The organism is Corallococcus sp. CA054B (genome assembly GCF_003611625.1).
GTDB lineage: Bacteria > Myxococcota > Myxococcia > Myxococcales > Myxococcaceae > Corallococcus > Corallococcus coralloides.
The window spans coordinates 24019-42770 of sequence record NZ_RAVY01000066.1; the positions used below are offsets into that span (position 1 = coordinate 24019).

General features: G+C 67.3%; 21 protein-coding genes. 10 read left to right on the plus strand and 11 right to left on the minus strand.

The annotated features are described in order from the left end of the window. Positions 1-406: 406 nt before the first annotated feature. The 5 genes from D7V80_RS17990 (at position 407) to D7V80_RS18015 (ending at position 3031) form a co-directional block, all read left to right on the plus strand. Positions 407-688, plus strand: coding sequence for a transposase (locus D7V80_RS17990; RefSeq protein WP_370452508.1), 282 nt, complete (start codon positions 407-409; stop codon positions 686-688). A 939-nt stretch (positions 689-1627) separates the two neighbouring features. Continuing rightward, entirely contained in the window at positions 1628-1918 is a 291-nt protein-coding gene (locus D7V80_RS18000) for a hypothetical protein (protein WP_120589335.1), read from the plus strand. 109 nt (positions 1919-2027) lie between these two features. Continuing rightward, positions 2028-2339, plus strand: coding sequence for a hypothetical protein (locus D7V80_RS18005; protein ID WP_120589336.1), 312 nt, complete (start codon positions 2028-2030; stop codon positions 2337-2339). Between the two features lie 79 nt (positions 2340-2418). Next, positions 2419-2787 (plus strand): cysteine peptidase family C39 domain-containing protein, encoded by a 369-nt coding sequence (locus D7V80_RS43950; protein ID WP_120589337.1) that lies wholly within the window; start codon positions 2419-2421, stop codon positions 2785-2787. Continuing rightward, positions 2765-3031: a hypothetical protein gene (locus tag D7V80_RS18015; RefSeq protein WP_120589338.1), complete on the plus strand. Its 267-nt coding sequence runs from the start codon at positions 2765-2767 to the stop codon at positions 3029-3031. Before D7V80_RS43950 ends, D7V80_RS18015 begins: the two co-directional genes overlap by 23 nt. 189 nt (positions 3032-3220) lie before the next feature. On the opposite strand, the gene D7V80_RS18020 is transcribed toward D7V80_RS18015, so the two are convergent. Together D7V80_RS18020 and D7V80_RS18025 are read right to left on the minus strand one after the other, a co-directional pair. Next, a complete protein-coding gene (locus tag D7V80_RS18020; RefSeq protein WP_120589339.1) occupies positions 3221-4126 on the minus strand; it encodes a nucleotidyl transferase AbiEii/AbiGii toxin family protein in 906 nt (301 codons plus the stop codon). Beyond that, positions 4123-4704 carry a type IV toxin-antitoxin system AbiEi family antitoxin domain-containing protein gene (locus D7V80_RS18025; protein ID WP_120589340.1) on the minus strand — a complete coding sequence of 194 codons (582 nt, stop codon included), beginning with the start codon at positions 4702-4704 and terminating at the stop codon, positions 4123-4125. Before D7V80_RS18025 ends, D7V80_RS18020 begins: the two co-directional genes overlap by 4 nt. 584 nt (positions 4705-5288) lie before the next feature. Here D7V80_RS18025 and D7V80_RS18030 point away from each other — a divergent pair. Together D7V80_RS18030 and D7V80_RS41450 are read left to right on the plus strand one after the other, a co-directional pair. Next, complete coding sequence (locus D7V80_RS18030; RefSeq protein WP_120589341.1) at positions 5289-6221, plus strand: Imm5 family immunity protein; 933 nt, start codon at positions 5289-5291, stop codon at positions 6219-6221. 156 nt (positions 6222-6377) lie between these two features. Continuing rightward, positions 6378-6890, plus strand: coding sequence for a hypothetical protein (locus D7V80_RS41450; protein WP_147447131.1), 513 nt, complete (start codon positions 6378-6380; stop codon positions 6888-6890). 10 nt (positions 6891-6900) lie between these two features. Here the strand turns inward: D7V80_RS41450 and D7V80_RS18035 are convergent, their stop codons facing one another. The 4 genes from D7V80_RS18035 to D7V80_RS18050 all read right to left on the minus strand — a co-directional run bounded on the left by D7V80_RS18035 (position 6901) and on the right by D7V80_RS18050 (position 10389). Beyond that, the gene (locus D7V80_RS18035) at positions 6901-7461 is read right to left on the minus strand and encodes a response regulator transcription factor (protein ID WP_120589342.1); all 561 of its coding nucleotides are present in this window, start codon (positions 7459-7461) and stop codon (positions 6901-6903) included. Then, the gene (locus D7V80_RS18040) at positions 7458-8765 is read right to left on the minus strand and encodes an ATP-binding protein (RefSeq protein WP_120589343.1); all 1308 of its coding nucleotides are present in this window, start codon (positions 8763-8765) and stop codon (positions 7458-7460) included. Before D7V80_RS18040 ends, D7V80_RS18035 begins: the two co-directional genes overlap by 4 nt. Further along, complete coding sequence (locus tag D7V80_RS18045; protein ID WP_233585463.1) at positions 8762-9430, minus strand: hypothetical protein; 669 nt, start codon at positions 9428-9430, stop codon at positions 8762-8764. Before D7V80_RS18045 ends, D7V80_RS18040 begins: the two co-directional genes overlap by 4 nt. A 68-nt stretch (positions 9431-9498) precedes the next feature. Next, the gene (locus D7V80_RS18050) at positions 9499-10389 is read right to left on the minus strand and encodes a transporter (RefSeq protein ID WP_120589345.1); all 891 of its coding nucleotides are present in this window, start codon (positions 10387-10389) and stop codon (positions 9499-9501) included. Positions 10390-10607: 218 nt separating this feature from the next. On the opposite strand from D7V80_RS18050, the gene D7V80_RS18055 reads away from it, so the two are divergent. Further along, entirely contained in the window at positions 10608-11045 is a 438-nt protein-coding gene (locus D7V80_RS18055) for a DoxX family protein (protein WP_014400346.1), read from the plus strand. Between the two features lie 27 nt (positions 11046-11072). On the opposite strand, the gene D7V80_RS18060 is transcribed toward D7V80_RS18055, so the two are convergent. The 5 genes from D7V80_RS18060 to D7V80_RS18080 all read right to left on the minus strand — a co-directional run bounded on the left by D7V80_RS18060 (position 11073) and on the right by D7V80_RS18080 (position 15520). After that, positions 11073-11981 carry a metallophosphoesterase gene (locus D7V80_RS18060; RefSeq protein ID WP_120589346.1) on the minus strand — a complete coding sequence of 303 codons (909 nt, stop codon included), beginning with the start codon at positions 11979-11981 and terminating at the stop codon, positions 11073-11075. Between the two features lie 223 nt (positions 11982-12204). Continuing rightward, entirely contained in the window at positions 12205-13767 is a 1563-nt protein-coding gene (locus D7V80_RS18065; RefSeq protein WP_120589347.1) for a hypothetical protein, read from the minus strand. 209 nt (positions 13768-13976) lie between these two features. After that, positions 13977-14462, minus strand: a complete 486-nt coding sequence (locus tag D7V80_RS18070; protein ID WP_120589348.1) for a hypothetical protein — start codon at positions 14460-14462, stop codon at positions 13977-13979. Between the two features lie 44 nt (positions 14463-14506). Then, positions 14507-14884, minus strand: coding sequence for a response regulator transcription factor (locus D7V80_RS18075; RefSeq protein ID WP_014400342.1), 378 nt, complete (start codon positions 14882-14884; stop codon positions 14507-14509). A gap of 183 nt (positions 14885-15067) precedes the next feature. Then, positions 15068-15520 (minus strand): Fur family transcriptional regulator, encoded by a 453-nt coding sequence (locus D7V80_RS18080; protein WP_120589349.1) that lies wholly within the window; start codon positions 15518-15520, stop codon positions 15068-15070. Positions 15521-15794: 274 nt separating this feature from the next. Here D7V80_RS18080 and D7V80_RS18085 point away from each other — a divergent pair, with 274 nt between their 5' ends. Both D7V80_RS18085 and D7V80_RS18090 read left to right on the plus strand, forming a co-directional pair. Next, positions 15795-17768 carry an ATP-binding protein gene (locus tag D7V80_RS18085; protein WP_120589350.1) on the plus strand — a complete coding sequence of 658 codons (1974 nt, stop codon included), beginning with the start codon at positions 15795-15797 and terminating at the stop codon, positions 17766-17768. 94 nt (positions 17769-17862) lie between these two features. Next, entirely contained in the window at positions 17863-18267 is a 405-nt protein-coding gene (locus tag D7V80_RS18090) for a hypothetical protein (RefSeq protein ID WP_147447132.1), read from the plus strand. Positions 18268-18752 lie beyond the last annotated feature (485 nt).

Below are 18752 nucleotides of genomic sequence, written 5' to 3' on the forward strand. Positions count from 1 at the left end.
CCGTGTTTTGTAGTGTGTGTCAGCGACGGCTTGAGTTCTTCGGGCCTGGCTCGGGACGCCACCCTGGTATCTATTGCGGCTCAGGATGCACTGAGATTCTTCTCGAATACGGGCCTGATTGAGGCCATCGATGTGAATGCGTCACTGGAGCAGGAAACGTAGCGGCCGGTGCTTATTCTTACATCTGTAGTCCGGAAGGCTCCGTAGTCCTCCTCCTGTTGAAGAAACAGGAGGGGGAGGAGCGAGGCTTCCCATGCAGCAACCATCGGACACAGCAGCGCAGGCACCGGAAGTCCGGCTTGTTGGCCGTCTCGTGACGGAGCTGGAGAAGGCAGGCGCCTAGCGGCAGCCGCACTTCCGCAGGCGCGCGGCTCATGCACCCGCCGTTGAGTACGTAAAGGCCCTGCTGGGGCGGGCACGGCGCAAGAATGTGTGGGGCCTTTCGGAGGATGCGAGGCATCGAGCGCCCTATGACCTGCTGCTGCTTCGTGCGAAGTGGGACGAAGATGCGCTGCGCGACGAAGTGCTGGAGTACGCACGCAGGGCATTGGGCGAAGGCGGCATTCTCGCGGTGGATGAGACGGGCTTCCTGAAGAAGGGAGAGAAGTCCGCGGGCGTTGCGCGCCAGTACACGGGCACGGCGGGCAAGGCGGAAACGCGCAGGTGGGTGTCTTCCTCTCGTACGTGACACCTCTGGGGCGTGCGCGGCTGGTCCGCAATGTTGTCGAGCAGGTGGCGGACAGAACGCCGGAGCTGCCTCCGGGCAGCCGGCGGGGGCTGGGTGCCGAAGAATCGTTCGGAATGGCAGGGTTATGTTTATGGGTTGTTTCCTTCGGCGGGGAAGCCAGGTTCAAGGTGACTTGTGATTGAGTGTGGTGTCCATGGGTTGCAGTCAGCCTCGTATTGCTGTTTGCATGTTTGCTCGGGGCTGGAGTTGGGGTGTGTGTGTGTGTGTGTGTTGGATTATGTTTTTGATGATTATGGGGAGGGGTATTTGTTTTGTGAGAGGTGCTTGGTGGTGGCTCGCCAGTTTGCCAAGTTGAAGCAGTCAGAACGCATTGATGAGTACCCAGTTGAGGTTCGACGGAGATGCCAGATTCATCTCCTGGAATGGAGCGAATCGGTGAATCAGGTGAACTTGGATGCGCTCTTTAAGCGGGCGGCGAAGCGAACGGGAGAGCTACCAGAGCGCTAAGTCTAGAGGTGAACTCAGAATTACCTCGAGCTGGAGCGACTCAAGGCCTTGAAGACCCGCAGCGAGAGGAAGACTGGGAGGAATCCGTGCGGATGACATCGTCATCAGAGTCGACGGCCGGGGTGCCCAATGAACGTTGACCCGCTGGCGATGGAGTGGGGGCCCGCTACCGTTGAGCTGTACAGCTCGGAGCGCGAGCTTGCCGTGCACGTCTTCAGTCATGACCTCACGAGCGAAGAATCCGTGCGCAAGAGCATCCGCTTTGCAATCGGGCGGGTCCGGTGGTTCAGGCGCCAGTTGCCCGAGGGCACGAGGCATGCCGTCCGGTTCGATGACCGAGGGCAGGTGCTTGCGAGTACTGCCCGCGAGAGCATCAAGTCCGCTCTCGCGCCTTGCGTGGTGGGCGTCACCTTTGCGTCGGAGAGGTCGTAGGTGTCTTTCAATCTCATCGCTGAGGCTCAGGTGCAGGCCGAGTGGCAGGACCTCCATTCCGAACTCGCAAGCGCAAGAAGGCTTGTTGAATTGTTCCCTGTCCCCGCCGAGGCGGGCGAGAGTGACGCCATCGGGATCTCTGTGCCTCTTCGTGCCGCTTCCGAGGATGTATGGGCAGAGTTGGTCGTGATACTCGGCGCGCTGACTCGAAGGGGGATGCGCATTTACGACCTGCAGGCAGGGCGCGAGGTTCTCTCGTTCGAGGAGCTGCGCCGCGGTCTATGGGGCTGAGAGGGTGGCCCGTTGCCTCGTGGATGCGGGTCTGCTCCTTCGCTTGAACTCCTGATGCTCCCCTGGCCCGGTACGGAGCACCACCTGACCAACCAAGAGGAACCCTGTAGTGGACGCCTCACGCCAAATCCTGATCTGGTTGTTGGAGCGCTATGTCCTTTGGGCTATCGGGCGCCTCGGTGCTGAGGACGAAGCGAAGCTGGAAGTGGCTTGTCCGAAGCTGCGAACTCTATTCCACGCAGAGGGAAGCTGGCAGGAGGTGCTCCGGGCCGCAATGCAGTGGGACACCGATCCCGCCGCAGAAATCATCATGATCTGGAAGAAGAACGAGGAACGCGCACGGCAGCATGGAGAGGTAATTGATCCGGATGACTTCGCCAGGAGATTCGTGGGGATGAACTTCGTTCCGGATCCGCATTGATCTCCGTGGTTGGAAACAACAGAAGGAACAGAACGGACCGATGCTGTAGGGAAGCCATGATGGCGCATCCGACGGACAGTTGGAGCAAGAGACGAAGATGGGGTGCGGCCCTGCCTGTGCACGGCAGCTACTGAAGGAGCGCGGGGTCGAAGTTTCTGAGACAGACCTTCGCGATGCCTCAAACTTCTCGCCTGAGATGGGAACAGATGCGCCAGGTCTCGCCAGGGCGATGAACAAGTACGAGCCTGACTCCGGTACCCAGTGGGTGGCAAAACCTGTGCATCCTGACGAGCTTGAACAGCAGAGCTACCCGTACATTGCGTTCATGCGAGGCTCCTATGGCCCCGCCCATGGAGACCGGCCCACTTCTGGACCGTTACTCGGACGTCCAGAGGCGCAGGAGGCAGCTCGGAAGGAGGGAGTCAGTGAACCTGGCGCAGGCGGTTGAACTCCTGCGGAGCAGGGGTATCGAGGTCCGCTACATGGGGGGGGCTGACTCAATGATTATGTGCCGCTACAGGCACCCCGCGACCGGGAACTACGTAGCGTTCGCGCTACGCAAGAGAAGGGAGACGCGGACGTTCTCCCACATGGGGCCCGGCCAGATGATAACCGAGCGCCCCGTGGCCGACATGGAGGAGTTGGTCCGGCTGGCTCTTGAGTACGTCTCTATCGCTCGAGCGGAAGACTGATTCACGCTTGCAGCGGGCGGCTGTAGGTGGCGCCTTGCGATTCCGAGCGTGGCTGTCCCGAAATGGTGGGGTCGTCCTGCTGCTTGACGTCCCCCTGAGAGAAATGCAAAGCACCTCTCAGTAGAGCCTGTTCGCGGCGGGAAGGCCAGAGGAGGGGCTGCACGTTCGTGGTCTGTCCTCAGCCCTTGTTCAGTGATTCCAACTCCAGGTCTCCGGATCCCAGCGGGTGATGGATGCCCCTTCCAGGACGGGATCGAGGAAGCGTTTCGCGGCTTCGGTCACTTTCTCGAGTGTGGGCCAGGGGAGCTGGTTGTCCTGGGCCATGTCCGCGTAGGGCCTCTCCCAATCCCTGGACGGGAGGGGAAGGGCGCCTGGCAGTGGATGGGTATTACGGAAGTCGAAGGTCAGGTTGAGTGCTTGTCGCAGCCGCACTGCCTCCAGTGGCTTCCGTGTCTGCGCCAGCAGCGCGAGGTCGGGCAGGTCTTTCACGCGTGAGTTCTGCCGCAGTCGGGGCATCGTGTATGCGTGCAATTTCTCCGCGAGATGGGTTTCGACGGGGTAGAGCCGCAGGCGGGGCGGCGCGATGTTCGCGAAGCCGAGCACGTCGGGGGCCGTGACCTCATCTGGCGTTCCCAGCATGGGCTCCCCGAAGGCGACGTCCACGTCGAAAGGGCGGCTGTAGATCTTCTGTGCGAGCCTGCACTCCGCGCGAAAGCGCAGCCCTTCGTAGCGCATGCCCTCGTTCTGGAGCTTGGGATGCTCGTCATCCGGGCGGACCTCGAACGAAAAGAAGTCGCCAAGCTCGTGCCTTGCAGCGTCCTGCAGTTGGAGCAGCAGTCCGCTGGGGTCACCTTGGATGCGAAGGTCGATGTCCTTCGTGGCTCGCGCCCCTTCGATGCGGAGCTCCAGCACCAGTCCTCCCTTGAGGGTGACGCTGGAGCCCAGCTTCGCGTAGACGCGGGCGAGGAAGCGGCTGAAGACCAGCAGCTCGCGCTGACGTTCGAGTGGCAGGTTGCGCTTCTGGGCCTCCTGGCGAAGGCGCTGCTCCAGCGCCTGCTTGAAGGCCGCGGGCGATGCATAGGTGCGGCTCGTCACGCGTTGAGGCCTCCAAAAGGCTTCAGTGCCTCTTCCACGGTTGGCAGGGAGCCCCTGACCATGCCGCGATGCAGGGCTTGCAGCGCGGCCTGACGCATCAGGTCCGGAGTGAGTGCGCCCCGCGCGCAGTCATCCAATGTCCTGGAGGGAGTCGTGACCCGCACGGCCCCCACCCACTGGCGCTCGGAGTCGAGCAGGTCGGCAAAGTGGAGCACGACAAGCTTGGGCACGCGCAAACGACGCGTCTTCCACGCCTCCGGGAGCGTCAGGTGGATCCGCGCGGGCAGGACATCGGAGAGGTCGTAAAGCGCGAGTGCGGTCTGATGGGAGAAGGTTCCCATCTGTTCGGACCAGAGCCACACCGCGACGAGGTCCTCGTGCTCGCCCGCTGGGAAGTGCACCAGCCGGTAGATGCCCCGCTGGATTCGCGAAGCCCGGCCGATGCGCACGTAGTGGGCAAGCAGTTGGGGCGAGTAGCCCGCCTGGGCAGCCTGCTGCGTCGTGAAGTGGCCCTCCTGGGCCTCGGCCACACGGTAGAGCTGGTCCCAGTCCGGCTTGAGTGGGGGCTCGGTACTCATGCACGAAACTATAGGTCCGTTTTAGTTTTGTGCAAGCCTGACCATGATGCGCTGCGCAAAGATCGTACTGGGTTTTAGTTTTGTGCGGAAAAGCCGCCTCCTCCATGGCGCGCGAAGACCACCGTCGTACCGACGAAACGGAGTCAACGCGACGGCGGATACTTCTGGAGCTACCTGGCAGTGGAGCTGGGGGGAGGCGGCGCGATGGGCAGGTACAATGAGTTCTTGGGGGTGGTGGGGTGCAGTGCCTGCGGTTGCCTGGGCGAGGTCGCCTTTCAGGCGGACATCGGGGTCCTGGAGCACAGGCGTTTTTCTGCCGGTGAGATTGTCTGGGGGCTTGCACCCAGGATGCCGCGGTCGCCCGTGGGGCCTGATCCAGGGACGGTAGGGCGCGACGTCTGGGCTTACGGACTGGGCCGCTGCCCGAATTGCCTGGCCGAATTGTGGGCGGTGGTTGAGGTCCGGGACGGCCGGTTCACCCGGCTCGCGCTGACACCCGAGCCGGAGAATCCGGACGCATGGGGGAATCTGCCGCCTGATGCCCCTTGAATCGATGCAGGGGAGGCCGAACGTGGAGATTGAGGATGGGTGAGCCCGAGATTTTGAAGTCCCTGCTTCAACGGGCGATTGAGTCAGTGCGAGCGGACCCCGTGCATGACCTTTCGTTGGGCCTGCGGCGGAAGATATGGCTGTCGCTGGGGCGTGAGCAGGGGCGTGGACCAGGGTATGCCCGGCGTGTGGCGCTGGCGCTCACGACTGCCCGGCATGTGCTTCCTCTCTGGGAGTTGAAGTCCTCACAGGACCGCACGCCGCACACCGTGCTGGATTCGGCGGAAGCGGTGAGGGTGGGGCGGCTCGACAAGATCGAAGCCCAGGCACTCTGGCAGCGGGCCTGGGACCACATGGTGGAGTGGTCGTCTTCGGATGAGGATTCGCAGGGAGCCGCAGCGGGATTCTCCGCGGTGCAGGCCCTGCTTACCTGCATCGACGACGAGACCTTCCCGCTGACTGAGGACGATGCGCACCTGCGCGACAACCAGGTCGATGCAGAAGACATGGATGCGTCCATGTTCGCAGCGGCTGCCTCTGCGGGCGGACCTCCCTGGGACGCATCATCCGACCCCGAGCGCCGACTTCAGTTCTGGGAGTGGTGGCTGTCCGAAGCTGTACCCCATGCGTATCGAGCCGTGGCGAGCAGACCCATCGAATTCGAAGTGTTGATGGTCAATCCACGGCCGGGTGGCGTACGCGCGGCCGGACGCCTCATCGAAGGCATCATCTGCGTCGGCGATGTCTTCTCGGTCGCGTTCAAGCGGACGCACGTGCGAACACCCGATGGGTATGCTCCGCCAATTCGCTCAGGCGATCGGCCAGTTTCGATTTGCATCGAGCAGATCCACGCTTATGGCTACAGCCTCCAGGCGCTTGATGCTGGGATGACCGCCGAGTTGGTCTTGTCTGGCGATGGTGCGGGGAGTGTCGTGCAGGGAGACGTGCTCAAAGGGGATGTGCCGTAAGCTCTTTGCACTCTGCAGAAGGAGATGCTCGCGAGCGCAGTTGTTGGGCGTTGTTCCGGGTGGAGGCTTGGGCCAGATCCTAAATCAAGGTGTCATTGGTAGGATCACAGTCTTTGCTGGGGATGGCGTCGTGGTACTTCCTGGTTGGGGGTGGTGATGGGGAGTTCGTTGGCTGTTCGTGCGAGTGGAAAGGTGGGTCTTGGGGATGTTGTTGTTGGTGCGTCGAGAGCCATTGCCGAATTGATTGATGCGCCACCTCCTGAGGTGGTGGTGCTCGATGGCTTCGGAAATCAAGACGAGTACGCGAGCTTGCGCGAGCTTGGTTGCGGCATGGCTGTCTGGCGGTTTGCCACGGTTGCTCCGCAAAGCCTGGTGTTTTGTACGGTGGTCGAAGCGCCTGATGGAGAGTTCGAAGCAATGCTCGAAGTGGGAGGCGAGCTCGAGCCGATGGGGTACGTCTTGGCCGCGGCGTTGGCGATTTCGCTGGCGAGAGTTTCTGGGGCTGGAATTGTCGATGAGACCAAAGCCTGGTCAGGTGCTTATGAGAACACTGTTCAAGGGTTTCTACATCAGGTTGGGGTGCGAGGAGATGGGTGGGGGTGCCAAGAAGCAGCCGGTCGATTCGTAGAACGCCTGAATATGAATCTCGGAGTCCGGCAACGGAAGTGAAGGCCCTGCGTCAGCGCGATGGCGGGTACTTCTGCAGCTTCCGCTGGAGCGACCTTCTGTGGATGCCCAGCTTGCGCGCGGCCTCGGAGATGTTGCCGGCGCTGTCCGCGAGTACCCGGTGGATGTGCTCCCACTCCGCTCGGGCCAGGGACGGTGCCTGGAGCGTCTCTGGCGCGGCGACGTTGGGCGCTTCCTCCGCTCTCGCGAACGCCGCCAGGATGTCGTCCGCGTCCGCGGGCTTCGGCAGGTAGTTCACCGCTCCCAGCCGGATGGCATCCACCGTCGTGGAGATGCTTCCATAGCCTGTCAGCACGATGACTCGCGTGGACGTGTCCACCGCCAGCAGGTCACGCACCAGCTCCAGGCCGCTTTGCCCCGGCATGCGCAGATCCACCACCGCGTACTCCGGTGACTCGCGCCTTGCCGCGACCATGGCCTCGTCGTGGTTGCCCGCGGTCGTCACGTCCCAGCCGCGCTCTCGGAAGGCTCGCGCCAATCGCTCTCGCAGCGTGCTGTCGTCGTCCACCAGCAGCAGGCTGGGACGTTGATCCACTGGAGCCGTGTTGCTCATGCCGCTGCCTCCTTCGCGTCCGCGCTCGGCAGGCTCAGGCTCACCGTCGTGCCTTCCCCCGCCTTCGAGCGCAGCTCCAGCGCTCCGCCCAGCTGCTCCGCCAGGGAACGCGCCAGGAACAATCCCAGCCCCATGCCCTCACCCGGCGCCTTCGTGGTGAAGAACGGCTCTCCCGCGCGGGTCAGCACTGTCTCCGGCATGCCCTGGCCTTCGTCGCGCACCTCCAGCCTCGCGCCCATGCCCTCCGGCGACACGCGCAGCTCCACACCCCTACCCACGGGCGTTGCTTGAAGCGCGTTCTTCACCAGGCCCCTCAGCACTCGTGCCAATGCTCGCGGCGGTCCGTGGACATCGTGCTTCTTCAGCGCTTCCGGCACTTCCACCTTCACTCGCTCACGGCCGGACAGCTCCGACAGCGTCTCCTCCACCAACCGCTCCAGCGGAATGGCCTGGAAGGGCTCGCCCGTCGTCTGGCCCGCATCCGCGGACATCTGCACCAGCACGTCCCGGCAGCGGTCCACCTGCTGGCGGATCAGCTTCAGGTCCTCTCTCACGGACTCGGACGTCTGGGCCGCGGCGAGTGCTCGCTCCAGCTCCTTCGCCACCACCGCGATGGTGGACAACGGCGTGGACAACTCATGCGCTGCTCCCGCCGCCAGCGTCGCCAGCGAGGCCACCTTCTCCTGCCTCGCGTGCCTTGCCCGCGTCTGTTCCAACTCCTGCTCACGCAGCGCCAGCGCTCGCGTCACTCGCTGGATGAAATACACGATGAAGCCCGCCGCCACCGCGAACGCCACCCACATGCCGCTCAGGTGCAGCCGCATCAGCTCCGCGTGGTCCGGCCTCTCCAGCCCCGGCAGCGTCACGTCCTGCAACACGAACAGCGACCCGAACGCCAACAGCGTGAAGCCCAACATCGCCCACGTGCGGCGCGGCGGCAGCAGCACCGTGCCCAGCGCCACGTTCACCAGGTACAGCGCCGTGAAGGGATTGTGCGTCCCTCCGCTCAACGCCAAGAGCCCCGTCAACACCAACGTGTCCCAGAGCATCAGCCCGAAGATGGCCGCTTCCGCCACCGGCCTCGCCCTCGCGAGCCCCGCGCGCACCGCCGCGTTCGTCACCGCCTCCACGCCCAAGAGCGCCACCAGCGCGGGCACCGGCAGCGCCAGCTTCAGCCCCCACACCGCCACCGCCACCAGCACCGCTTGGCCCACCAGCACGCCCCAGCGCAGCCTCAAGAGCCACACGAGATTGATGCGGGCCCGGAGCGAGGGTTCAGAGGAGGGCGGCGGAGAGGACGTCATGGCGCGACGGAGGACATCGCCACGGAGCGGGCCACCGTGTCCAGCGCCGAGGCCGCTGCCCCGGGGGACTCCAGGTCCACCGTGGCCAGCCACGTGTCCCAGGCGAGCGCGAAGGTGCGCTCGGCCGCCGGGTCGTCCTCGGACAGCGTCAGCCCGTCCAACACCACGTCCACCGTGGCCAGGTTGGACGTCACCAGCCGGAAGGGCTGGGGCTCACCGCCGCCCGCCGGCACCCGCGTCCCTTCCAGCCACAACGTGTGCCCCACCATGTCCACGCCGCTGTCCGCTCCCGGCAGCCCTTCCGCGTCCGCGTCCGCGGGCTCGAAGGTGAGCCTCGCCCGGCAGTAGCGCCCCGGCGGCGGCCGCACCGTCCCCAGCGTCAGCACGCTCCCGTCCGGCCGCTCCAGGCCACTGACGTGCGGCGTGCCCAGCCTCAATGGCGAACCCACCGAGTGCGCGTGCGCGGTGCCAATGGGCGACAGCGCCTTCAACAGCCGCCACCCCAGCGCCTCCTCACACGGCTTCAACTCCACGCTGCCCAGCGTCACGTAGCCTCGCGTCAGCGTGAGCACCTGGCCATCCGCTCGTGTGAAGGAACGCTCGCCTCCCGCGGCCTGCACGCCCTGCGCGGTGGCCCGGTGCTCCAGGCCCAGCGTGACGGTCATTCCGTCCACGCGCTCGCCACATGCGCTCAAACCGCACAGGGCCCAAAGAACCAAGGAAGCGCGGATCATCACAGGTCGTACGCGAGCGAGAGCACCGCGATGGGCGTGGACGACACCCGGCGCAGCTGGTTGACGACAGGAATGCGCACCCCGGCCTGCACCACCACGTCCATGCCCGGGCTGAAGAGGACGTCCGGCGACAGGTACCCGATGAAGCCTCCGCCGGCCTCCTCGGGCGTGCCGTTCGTGTCCGGCGCCTGCTCCGCCCGGGTGTCCACGCCCAGCCGCACCGCCCACGTGGGGGATGGCTGGTATTGCGCCGCCACCTGCGTGCGCAGCGACGCCCCCATCCGGAAGTCGTCGCGCCCTCGCGAGGGCAGGAAGCCCAGGGCGCTCGCGAGGAACGACCAGTTGCCCCGGAAGCCCTGCCACGCCAGCCCCGCCATGGGGTCCACGGAGCCGCTGCCGGGCTGCGCGTCGATGCCCAGCGTCGTGCCGTCCCCCGCGTGCAGCCTGGGGCCCGTGGGCAGCTTCACTCCGCCCACCACGCTGATCAGGTGGTCCGGTGAGAACTCCTTGTCCTTCCACACGAACGCCTTCGCCGTCACGTCGATGTCGCCCAGCCCCCAGCCTCGCTCCAGTCCCAGGCTCACGTCCTGGACCTCGCGGGCCTGGAGCGGCAGGTTCACCGCCAGCACCAACCAGGGCCGGGGCGCGTACGCCACCGCCACGTCCATGCGCAGCTCGCGCAGCCGCTGCGCGTCCACGCCCGTCACCCCTTCCGTGTGCCCCCACGCGCGCAGCATCGTGGACAGCCGCAGGCGCCCTTCGAAGGGCTGCTCGCCTCCCATGGACGTGAGGGTGGGGTCGCCACACGCACAGCTCGCGCAGGCCCAGGCAGGGGCCGTGGGCACGAGGAGGAGCGCGGCGCTCAGGAGGGCCAGGGTGAGGGTTCTCAAGGCGTGGGCACCCTAACGTCCCCCCGTCCCGGCACCCTGTGGCGTGTTGTCGCAGCCCGCCGGTGCGTCGCCCGGGGAACGGACCGGCTGTCCACCCGTCAGGGGAGCGGGCAGGGGAGCGAGGGACGGCTGTCCGCCCGCCCATCCGTGCCTATCTGGAGAATGACACCGACCCGTCCGCGTTGAGGGAGGACACGCCGGAGGCATGGAGGTCATTCATGGGGCTGCTCGCACCGCTGGGACGGCTGCTGTTCTCGGTCATCTTCATTACCAGCGGGCTCAATCACTTCATCCAGCTCCAGGCCCTCACGGCCTACGCCCAGGCGTCCGGCGTGCCCGACCCGAGGACGGCGGTGCTGGTGTCCGGCGGCGTGCTGGTGGTGGGAGGCCTGTGCGTCCTGCTGGGCACCTTCGCCCGCCTGGGCGCGGCCATGCTCGCGGTGTTCCTGGTGGCGTCCGCCATCATGGTCCATCACTTCTGGAAGATGGATGACCCGGTCCAGGCGCAGAACAACCTCATCCACTTCATGAAGAACCTCTCCATGGCGGGGGGCGCCCTGCTCATCGTCTACTTCGGGCCCGGCCCCTTCAGCCTGTCCCGCAAGAAGCGCGAGAACGCCCTGGGCGGCATGAAGCTGGGCGCGCCCCTGCGCTGAAGGCGGGCGCGCCGTCCTGCTCGTGGATCAGGTCGTCCCTACGTGGGCGGCCTGCTGCGTACGCAGGGTGAAGAAGGCGACCTCCGGCGTGCTGCCCCGGCGCAGGTACGGCCCGCCGAAGCCGAAGCCCAGCCCCTGGTTCACGTACAGGTGGTTGCCGTTCACGCGGTAGTGGCCGCGGATGTACGGCTGGCCCGCGCGGCGGAAGAGGGCCTCCGTGAGGCCCCGGACGATGAACTGCCCGCCGTGGGTGTGGCCGGAGAACTGCACCAGGCCCGCGTGCGCGGGCAGCTTCTCCGCGGTGGGCGGCGTGTGGGCCAGCACCAGCCGCGTGCCGGACGTGGGCGCGCCCCGGAAGGTGGCCTCCACGTCCTCCATGCCGGTCAGCCCGTCGTCAATGCCCAGCACCGTCACCGGCGCGCCCTTCACGTGCACCACGCGGTGCTCGTTCTGGAGCACCGTGTAGCCCAGGTCCTCGAAGCCCGCGCGCAGGTAGGGCGCGTCCACCCAGTGGTCATGGTTGCCCAGCACCACGAAGACGGGGCCGTTGAGTCCCTGGAGCAGCTGGCGCACGCGCGGCAGCGGCTTGGGGCTGTGCGTGACGTAGTCGCCGGTGAGGAACACCAGGTCCGGCGCGGCTTCGTTCACCGCGGCCACCGCGCGGCGGATGCGCACGTCGCTGGTCGCCTGGCCCACGTGCACGTCCGACAGCTGCGCGATGCGCAGGCCGTCATGCCCCGGGTGGATGCTGTCCAGCTGGAGCAGGTGCTCGGTGAGGACGAAGTGGTCCCTCCAGCGCAGGCGCTGGTCCGGCCGGAAGGGGTCGGGGCCTCGCGCCTGGAGCTCGTTGCGACCGGGGGGCTCCACTGCCTCGGAGATGGCGAGGGAGGAGGTGGCACCAGCGGCGTGACGGCGGCGGGCGAGTCTCAGGCGCATGCGTTCGGATTCCTCCGGCGGGGCGAGGGCGATTGTAGAGAGCAGTCCGGAGGGCCGTGAAGCCCGGGGGCCCGGCCCGCCTGCCCCCTTGCACGAAGGCAAGAGGGCGGAAGCAGAACCGGGCCTCCTTCCAGAACATTTCCCGCGCCTTCCAGGCGGCCTTCCCCCCCGTGGCGCCGGGTGCGACATGCGCACCGCACCGGCGTCAGGGTGGGAGTCCTGCTCAGTAGCCGCGCAGGACGGTCAGGCCTTCCGACGTCAGCACCAGCAGCATGCCGGAGGTGCCGGAGCCGTCGTACACGAGCTGCTCCACCTTGTTGCCGCGCACGCCCGCCACCTTCTCCACCACCTTGCCCGGGGTCAGCCGGTAGAGGCCGCCCGTGTTGGTGCCGATGAAGAGCGAGCCGTCATTGGTGGAGGCCAGCGCGTTGATGTTGCTGAGCGCCGGCACGTCCGCGCCGATGCGGGTGCCCTTCTGGAAGGGGTTGTTGGCGGAGAGGATGGTCATCTCCCACAGGCCCAGGTCCTTGCTGCCCAGGTAGTACTTCTTGTCCGTGGTCTGCTGGAAGCCGCGCCAGGAATCGAAGGCCTCCTGCGAGTTGACCTCCGGGAGGTAGGAGGACTTCACCTTCTGCTGGTTGATGCCCGGCGTGGTGGTGTCGTCCCAGTTCTCCATCTTCGTGTCGGGTGTGACGGTGCCGAAGTTCCACTCGTTCGCGATGAGCACGTCCCCGTCCGGCGAGATGCCCAGGCCGTAGGTGTAGCCGGCGTACTGCGAGCCCTTCGCGTCGAACCACACCGGGTGCCGGTGGGCGTTGTAGGTCAGTCCCCGGATGCGCGTGACGCCGTGGTTGGAGCCGAAGAAGACGTCGCCCTTGTTCGGGCCGCGCAGCACGGACGCGCAGCTGTACATGGCGCGGTCTTCGTCGAAGTGGTGGTCGTTGCTGTTGCGGATGCCCAGGCTGACGCCGTCCACCACGGTGGGGCCCGTCTGGATGAAGGGGTTGCCGTTCGCGTCCTTGTTGGCGCGGCGGGACTGGTTGATGTGGTTCTCGAAGACGACCTGGCCGCTGGCGTCCAGCTTCACCGCGTCCACGTCACCCTGCTTGTAGAACTGGAGCCGGCGCGTGCTGAACGGGAAGCAGGTGGTCTCGTTCACCGGGACCTCGCACGGCTTCGCGGTGACGATGAAGTTGGTGTGGATGTCCGGCCACTCCGGATCCACGCCCAGGTCCTGGGCGTAGTAGCCCACGTAGGCGCGGCCCGCCTCGCCGCCGCAGATGACGCTGGAGGGCTGCCCATCCGCCGCCTGGCCCACGGGGCCCGCCACCCAGACCAGCTTCTGCGTGTCCGCGCGCACCACGCCAATGCGGGCGCCGTCCAGCACCCAGATGTTCTTGCCCAGGTCGATGCCGACCGACTTCACCTTGCCAATGCCGTAGCGGTCCGAATAGTTCGTCACCGGATCCGCCGGCCACGGGTCCACCCCGGTGCCCGCGTCCGTGCCGCCATCCGTGCCGGCGTCCGTGCCCGCATCCGTTCCGGCGTCGGTGCCGGTCCCCGCATCCGTGCCCGCGTCGATGTCGGTGCCGGCATCCGTGCCCGCGTCCACTTCCGTCCCGGCGTCGGTGTCACCGCCGGTCCCCGCATCCACCTCCACCCGCGGGTCGACCTTGTCCGTGTCATCAATGGGCGTCGTGGGCGAATCCGTCCCGCCGCAACCCCACGCCGACAGCATCACCGCACCCGCACACACGCCCAGCCCCAGCAGTCGTCGATTCACCATGGTCTCCCTACGCGTACGCGCCACCTAAGCAAGCGGCGTACCCGCCCCGGAGAGCAGGCTGTCCGTGCGGCATTCCCTGGGGAGAGGGCAATTTCCTTCCCAGCCAGGGCACCGGCCGACCCTGAAGGGGCAGTAAAAAAGCCGGGCCCGCTTCCCTGCTGGGAGGCGGGCCCGGTGAAAGGCATTGAAGGGTCTGTCCGACCGCCGGACTACTTCTTGGGCTTGGGCGAGGTGGCCTTCAGCTCCAGCGCGACGGAGTCATCCCCCTCCAGCTGGAACTTCGCGCGCACCTTGGCGCCCTCCGGCAGGTCGCTCACCTTCGCCGGCTTGTCGTCCAGGGTCACCTTCGTCTTGTCGCGCACGTCCAGCTTCACCTCCGGCAGCGTGTCCTTGCGCGCCAGGGTGATGTCGTCGTCGTCCTTGGCCTTGACGGTGCCTTCCATGCTGAAGGCGTGCTTCTCCTTCCACACGCCCGTCTGCGCCGCCTCCTCCTTGGAGGTCTGCGCGCCCACGGCCTTCTTGGCGGTGTCACCGATGGCGGGGCCCACCTCCTGGGCCTCGATGCCCGTGGAGGGGCCGTTCATCTGCCGTGAGCTGGGCGCGCTCGGCGCCGGGTTCTCCGGCGTGCCGGTGGCCTCCTGCGCGAAGGCAGCCGTTCCCAGGGACATCACTGCCGCGATGATGAGCTTCTTCATGGTTGCGCTCCCTTTCGTGTATGGGTTTGGGTGGTGCTCTCTGTTCAGACAGGCAGGCACAGCTGCTTCACGGTGGTGAGCAGCGCGGACAGGTCCAGGGGCTTGCGCAGGTAGCCCGCCACGCCCATGCCATCCACCGTGTCGCGCACGTCCAGGTCCGCGCTGGCCACCACCACCGGGATGTCCGAGCACGCGCGCTCGTGGCGCAGCGCCTCGCGGAACGCGATGCCGTCCATGCGCGGCATCATCAGGTCCAGGAGGATGAGCTGCGGCCGGGGCTCCGACGAGCGCAGCCGCTCCAGCGCCTCCAGCCCGTCCGCCGCCAGCTGCACGGCGTAGCCCTCCAGCTCCAGCGCGTCCTGGAGCGCATCCCGGATGTCCATGTCGTCGTCGACGACCAGCAACGTGTGATGGGCTTCCATCCCAATCCCCCTGCGAACCCTGGAGCGCCCGCGCCGTTCCCCGAGCCGGAACGGTGGGTCCCCGCCTTCGCCAGGACGAATCTGTGTCCGGGGGCAGGAGAGCGGAAGCTCACATGTAGGTGTGTGCCTACCAGTGAGCACATCCCAACGGGGGCTCGCCTGGCTGGCTGGAGGGAGGGGGGACTACTCGCAGCGGTCGCAGAGACCGCGCAGCTGCACTTCCACGGCGCGCTGCGACACGGCGCGGGGGACGCCCCGGGCGGTGGTGAGGCGCACGGACTCCTCGGGGAGGCAGGCGACGGTGCCGCAGTCGGTGCAGGTGAAGTGGGGGTGGTTGTTGGCGTGCTCGGTGGCGCCGGGGCGCTTGAGCTCGAAGCGCCAGACGTGGTCGCCCAGGTCGGCGCGCACGACGAGGCCGGCCTCGGTGAGGTCGGTGAGGTTGCGGTAGATGGTGACGCGGTCGTAGCCCTCGCCGCCCAGCTCCTCCACCAGGTCCGCGTGGCTCATGGGGGCGGTGGCGGTCTCCAGCTTGCGCAGCACGGCCACGCGGGGGGCGGTGCTGCGCAGCCCCGCGGCGCGAATCCGGTCCTGGAACCCGGTCAGCTTCTCCTGCGCCGTGACTTTCTTGGCACCCATGGGCGGTCGAATAACACACCGCCGCGTTCGCGTCCCCCACGCCCGTGCAAACGAAGTGTACCTGTAGCCCGGTTGTACCAGTGACGCGGCAGGCCAGCGGCGGGTTCCCCTGGCCCGTGGCCTTCCAGCTTCCAACACTTCCAAAGGGTTGCCTTGACTCAGAGGGCCCTGTCACCAGACTGCGCCCTTTCCACACCCTGGTGGCGGGCCGTTGGGGTCCCGCCTTCCAGAACGACTTGTCGCCCGCGCCCGTCTTCCTCCTCCCGCCCCCCAAATGAAGCCCACCCTGCTGCTCGTCGAGGCCCCGGGTCCCCACCGGGAGCTCCTGTCCCTGGCGTTCCAGGGGCAGGGTTGGCGGGTGCTGTTGGCGGCGGGGGTGGAGCCGCTGGTGCAGGCGCTGCGCGAGTCCCCGCCGGTGCATCTGGTGCTGGCGGCGGGGGCGCTGCTGGGCTCGGCGGCGGGGCGGTTGGACGCGCTGCGTGAGGCGCTGGCCGCGTCCGGTGCGTCCCTCTGGGCGGAGGCTCCGCCGGCCGAGCAGGAGGCCCTGCGGCGGTCGGGCCTGCCCGTGGCGGGGTTCCTCGCGCCGGGCATGTCGCTGGGGGCCCGGGTGGAGGCGGTGCGTCAGGCCCTGCCTCGGGAGGCGCGGGAGGCGGAGGACCGCCGGGCCGGGCTGCGGGTGCTGGTGGCGGAGGACGACCCCGTCTACCGCAAGCTCCTGCAGCTGGCGCTGGCGCCCTTTCGCTTCGAGATCATGGAGGCGGAGGATGGTCTGGCCGCGCTGGAGCTGGCGCGGCGGCACCCGCCGGATGTCGTGCTGGCGGACGTGCTGATGCCCCGGCTGGACGGCTTCCGGCTGTGCCTGGCCCTGCGCCAGGACCCCAAGCTCGCGCGCGTGCCGGTCATCCTCACGCACGCCACGTCGCCGGACGAGCTGGACCTGCGCATGGCGGCCAACGTGGGGGCCAACGGCTTCGTGCGGCGCGCGCAGGGGGATGACGAGCTGGTGGCCATGCTCTTGCGCGAGTCTCGCGCGGAGGGGCCCCTGCCCGCGCCCGTGCCCGGCGAGCTGTCCACGGAGACGCACCTGTACTCGATGGTGCGCCAGCTGGAGCGGCGGGTGGGACTGCTGGAGCAGGCCGAGCGCACCGCGCGCGAGAGCGAGGAGCGCTACCGGCTGGTGGTGTCCGGCTCCTATGACGGTGTGTGGGATTGGGACGTGCGCAACCAGAGCATGTACTGGAGCCCGCGCCTCCTGGAGATGCTGGGGCTCAAGCCGGAGGACTTCCCGGGGACCTCCGAGGCCTTCCTCGCGCGGGTGCACCCGGAGGACCGGGACGCGGTGGCGTCCGCGCTGACGCTGCACCTGGAGCAGGGCGCGCCCTACGACGTGTCCTTCCGGCTGAGGCACGAGGCCGGGGGCTACCGCTCGTGCGTGAGCCGGGGCCGGGCCATCCGCGACGCGCAGGGGCGGCCGGTGCGCATGGCGGGCATCATCGGTGATGTGACGGAGCAGCTGCGGCTGTACCGCGAGGCGCGCGAGGCGGTGCGCGTGCGGGACGAGTTCCTGGCGGTGGCCGCGCACGAGCTGCGCACGCCCCTGGCCGCGCTGCGGCTGCGCGTGCAGGGCACGGCGGCGGCGCTGAAGCACGAGCGGCAGGTGGCGCCGGAGCGGCTGGAGCGCGCGCTGGTGGCGGCGGACCGGCAGGTGCAGCGGCTGGCGGACCTGGTGGAGGGGTTGCTGGACGTGTCGCAGATGCAGAGCCACGCGCCCCGGCTGAACCTGGAGGACGTGGACCTGGGGCAGGTGGTGCGGGACGTGGTGCTGCGCTGGGAGGAGCTGGCGGCGCGCGCGGGGTGCCTGCTGGTGGTGCGCGACGTGGCGTCCGCGGTGGGCCACTGGGACGCGCTGCGGCTGGGGCAGGTGGTGACGCACCTGCTGGTGAACGCGGTGAAGTTCGGTCCGGGCAAGCCCGTGGAGCTGGAGGTCCGGGCGGACGAGGACACGGCCTGGCTGGTGGTGAGGGACCACGGCATCGGCATCGCGCCGGACCGGGTGGACGGCCTCTTCCGCCGCTTCGAGCGCGCGGTGCCCACGCGCAACTACGGCGGGTTGGGGTTGGGGCTGTACCGCCTGCACCGCATCGTGGAGGCGCACGGCGGCGAGGTTGCGGTGACGAGCACCCTGGGGCAGGGGGCCACCTTCCGGGTGCGGCTGCCTCGCGCGGGGCCTTCAGTGGGCCACGCCTGACGGGCATCCAGGCGACCGGCGGCTCTGTCGGATGCGCTACATCCGCGGGTCCCGGAGCGCTTTTCACCCGGGCGGGAGGACGCAACCTTCCCGCATGGGAAAACGACCCACCGTGCTGGTGCTCAACGGGAGTGAAGATCTCATCGAAGCGCTGGAGGAGGTGCTCGACGAGGCGGGCTTCCAGACGAAGGGCGTGCGCGTGCAGGACGTCGTTCGCGGCCCCCTGGACTTCGCCACGCTGGTGAAGGAGACGGCGCCAGCGGTCATCGTCTACGACATCAGCGTGCCGTTCCATTTGAGCTGGCACGCGTTCCAGAAGCTGGCCGCGAACCCGGCCGCCGCGGGCATCCCCTTCGTGCTCACCACCACCAACCGCGAGGGCGCGACGGAATACACGGGGCCAGATGTCATCGAGTTGCTGTTGAAGCCCTATGACATCGACCAATTCACCCACGCGGTGGGCCAGGCCGCGAAGCGGGGCGTTGCCGTGGCGGGCTGAGGCCCGCTGGCCCCGCTGGTCATTGCACTCCACGAGGTCCCGTCAGCCGCTCGAACATCACGCCCAGGTTCCCGGTCCTCTCAAGTGCGTTCTTGACCTCCTCTGAAACAATGAATGCGGTCTTGAACTTCGTCTAATCGAGACAGCGATCCTGATAGGCGCCCCTTCGCAACATAGGCTCGGGCGAAGATGGGTCGCCCCAAAGCGGTCCAACGGGAACTGCGCTGTCAATGCGAGGAGTTCTCAGTAATGGGCCACCAGCGCTGACAAAATGATGGGTCCACGACACTGGCTCCCGCCGTGATGGTTCGCGGAGTGAAGATTTCGCCATGCTTGGACCATTTTTGTGGAGGGCGCATGCGGAGCCAAACCCTTACCATGGCGCTGTTGTTGGCCGTTGGCTGTTCCCATGCGCAGCCCGTGAAGCCCCGTGCCTATGTCGTTTCCGAAGATGCGGTGGGGGTGGGGGCCGCCCTTGGCAGAGG